The following is a 3,629-nucleotide window of genomic DNA, read 5'->3' as shown; positions in this document are numbered from 1 at the left end:
GCAACTGTTGTTGAAACTCCTGGGCCTTGCACGTATCGGGAATTTCCGTCGCCAGTTGCGCCACCAACCCTTGCGGCCCCAAATTGGGGTAATCCGCTAGCGTTTCCTCCAGCAAAAAGTCGGCCATCGGCCCCACACATTTCACCAAGGCGTGGCGGCAACGCTCCAAAAACTCTGGGCTCAGCCCCATCGGCTCAGCCCCACCGCTGCTCTGAACACCAGAACTGACCGAGGCAAGCTCTGCGCCACTCGTCGAACCCCGTTGCAGCCGGGTGAGCCCAGCGCCGGGTTGTTCCACACCACCCAAAGGGGTTGCAATGTGGACACTGGTGGAAAATTCGCTGGCCTGCTTACCATCCGAAAGCTGGGCAGCCAGGTGTTCTACCAATTCCTGGGGCGTCGCGTTGGGATATTGCTCCAGCACATCCTCCAGCAAAAAGTTCGCCATTGGCCCCACACAGCGGGTCAGTTCTTGGCGACACTGCTCAATAAATGCCGGATCACGCAGTACCGACTGGCCGCCCTGCATCGGGGCCTCAAACACCGGGGCAACAGTCGGGTCAACCGTCAGATCAACCGCCGCCGCCGTGTATTGGGGCAATGGCGAAGATGCCTGATTTTGAAGATTACCCCCCTGCCCAGACAACATGGGAATCACGATTTCGAGCACCTCACGGGCGGTCTGAAACCGCGCCGCTGGGCGCTGCTGTAATAGGCGCTGGAGAATCGCAGTCAGCCCCGGACTCACCTGTGCATAGTCTTGCCAGCGCCAATCTAGGGTGCTGCGATCCATCAAGTCGCGCGGATATCGCCCCGTCAGCAGTACCAAGGTGGTGACGCCCAAAGCATATAAATCGCTGCATGGAAAGCATTGCCCAAGCTGAATCTGCTCCGGTGGCGAGTAGCCAAATTTGCCGACCATCGTGCCAGATTTGCCGTCTTCATGATCCTCAGAGAGGAGGCTGGTCATGGCATCGTTCACGAGGCCAAAGTCAATCAACACGGGTAAGTTGCGATCGCGCGAATAAATAATGTTATCCGGCGAAATATCACGGTGGACTAAATTCAGCCCATGCAGATAGTCCAACACTTGCAGCATGTGCATGAGCCAGCGCAGCACCTCTACTTCACTAAAGCGAACTCCATCCCGTTTTCGCTGCTTAATCAGTTGAGAATAGGTGACACCGTCAATATATTCCTGCACGATGAACAGGCGCTTGCCCTGGGTGAAGCAAGCCCAAAACTTCGGCACCTGGGGATGGTTGATTTGATAGAGGGTTTTGGCCTCACGCTTAAATAAGTCGAGGGCTTTTTGGAGCGATCGGCTCGACTTATTGTTGTTCGCGGGAAAGAATTCTTTTAGGACACAGGGCTCCCCAAAACGCTGGGTATCTTCAACTAAGTAAGATCGACCAAACCCGCCTTGACCAATCACCCGCTGAATCGTATAGCGTCCCCCAACTTTTGTCCCTGGCGTGAGGGAATCGCGGGAACTGCTGCCAGAATCTGGCGATTCTTCAGGGTTGGGAGATAAGGGCTGGGCAGCGGCAACGGACGTCCTGGCGGGTGTTGATACTGGGGCAGGCGAGGCATTGGGGATGGGGTTGATGTGATAAGCGGGTTGGGGCTCCCGAATGTTTTTAAGCTGAAGTGGGCCTGCGTAGGTTGCATCAAGATCGAGGCGGGATTTCACCACGTCATAGACAATTTGTGAAATGCAAATTCCGCCGGGGAAGGCTTCGGTCTGGAGGCGAGCGGCAATATTGACCCCTGTCCCCATGACATCAGATTCGTTAATAAATACATCGCCGAGGTGTACCCCAATTCGATGTTGGAGGGTGTTTTCTGATCCTTTTTGATGGTGCAGCTGATGCAGCTCTTGTTGAATTTTGAGGCTGCAATTCATGGCCTGAACGGCACTCACAAAATACATCAACAGACCGTCGCCCGTTGACTTGATGACGCGCCCCTCAAAACGTTGACAAAGACGCTCCATGAGGCTGAGATCGCGTTGAATCAGGGCGAGCGTATCTTCTTCATCCATTGACATGCGTGCACTAAACCCGACCGCATCGGTGAGTACGATGGCGGCTAGGGTGCGTTGCCCGCGATTTGCATCAGGAACTTCAGTATTCATGGCAGAGGACGCTGGTAAAGAAGCCATGTTCGCAGCGTTTAATCACGACGATTGTAGGTATTAAACGCTTCAACCCTGATTCTTGAATTTCCTAACTGTATCGGGTAGGCCACTCTAGAAACTGACTCTGCCCTCGGAAGCTAAAACGTCTCCTAGGGTGAGGGTGAACAGTCTAAATTGATCTGCCGAGAGCAGGACAAAAAGGGTTGGGCTCATCATACTGACGGCGTGTCATGGGATGAGTAATTAACGCGACCAATCCCGTTTGCGATCGCAGGATGAGCCCCTATCTCCCTATACTGCAGTTCAGTGTAGCAGCCGTATAAAATTGAGACTGACTCGCGATCGCGATTCCCAACGCCTCATCCCATCTCGACCTTAGCGCAGCGTCACCCTTAGCCGTCGCCCTCGATCGGGCTTTCGGCTTCAATCGTCAGCACTGCTGGTGATGCCTTGACCCGTGATTCCAAGGGCCGCACCTTCTCGACCAGTTGAATCAGTTGCTCGAAGTCTGGCGGGGGTGCATTGGGGATATAGCCTGCATCGGCGGATAAATTTGAGGGGGCAGACTGCATCGCCGTTTCGATCAACTGCTGTTGATTGCGTTCAACCGTAGGGGATAGGAGCACTGCTCCGCTGGGGATCACGCGGCTCTGGTGTAGCACCCGAAACGCAGCGCGGGGGTAATCGTTGCGGTAGCGCTGGAGGTCTTCTTCTGAGATGGCCCCGGCGGCGACGGTACCATCGGCCACCCAATCTAGAATGGCGTTTGGGGTGGGGGCAAAGCGAATTTCCTGAAGCGTCAGGCCGTAGAGGTCGTAGAGGGGAAGATAATAGCCTGCGGCGGATCCGGGTTCGCCAAGGGCGATCGCGGTGTTGGCGAGATCAGACAACGCCTCGGTGTCACTCTCGGCGTTGACCACGATTAGCGATCGCAGATTGGGCGTGCCCTGGAGGGGAAAGAGGGGTACATACTGAGCCTCAGCGATCGCGATCGCGGCTAACCCCGGCGGCGCAAACACCAGCGACCACGCCTGCCGCTGAATTTGCTCAACGGCGCGCAGTTCATTAAAAACGGGCTCTAGTTCAATATTGGTCTTGAGCTGTTCGGCGAGGTATTGCTGAAAGCGCCTGTATTTTTCCACGGTGTCTGCACCGCTATCGTCATAGTTGACCAGGCCAATGGTCAACCGTGCCGGGAAGCTTGAGGTCGGGGCTGAGCCACAGCTGACAAGAATCGCCAAGGCGCAAGCCAAAAATCCCAGACCGATGCCAACTATCCAGCGTCGCCGCGATCGCCCCATTATCTGACTCCTCTACCGAATCCTCGGCGCTCCCTAGGTTGGAGGGTAGCGGCTCGCTTCGCGAAATGGGGAATCCCTACGTTTTTCTTAGGATTACGGCAGGTCTGCCGGAACCCCGCGACCAGGAGGCTTTACCCTTACCCTCACGGCGACAGAACCGCCCGTGGCGCTTCCCATCCAGACATGAG

At 55.7% G+C, this 3,629-nt stretch carries 2 protein-coding genes; both read right to left on the bottom strand.

Translation table 11 applies throughout. The annotated features are described in order from the left end of the window. Positions 1-2,164, bottom strand: a 2,164-nt coding sequence (locus tag IGR76_11915; GenBank protein ID MBF2079196.1) for a protein kinase, incomplete at its 3' end; no start/stop codon positions are given. Between the two features lie 368 nt (positions 2,165-2,532). Then, a complete protein-coding gene (locus IGR76_11910; GenBank protein ID MBF2079195.1) occupies positions 2,533-3,441 on the bottom strand; it encodes a PhnD/SsuA/transferrin family substrate-binding protein in 909 nt (302 codons plus the stop codon). Positions 3,442-3,629 lie beyond the last annotated feature (188 nt).

The organism is Synechococcales cyanobacterium T60_A2020_003, from assembly GCA_015272205.1.
In the GTDB taxonomy this organism is placed as follows: Bacteria; Cyanobacteriota; Cyanobacteriia; order RECH01; family RECH01; genus JACYMB01.
This window is presented reverse-complemented; position numbering and strand designations above follow the sequence as displayed.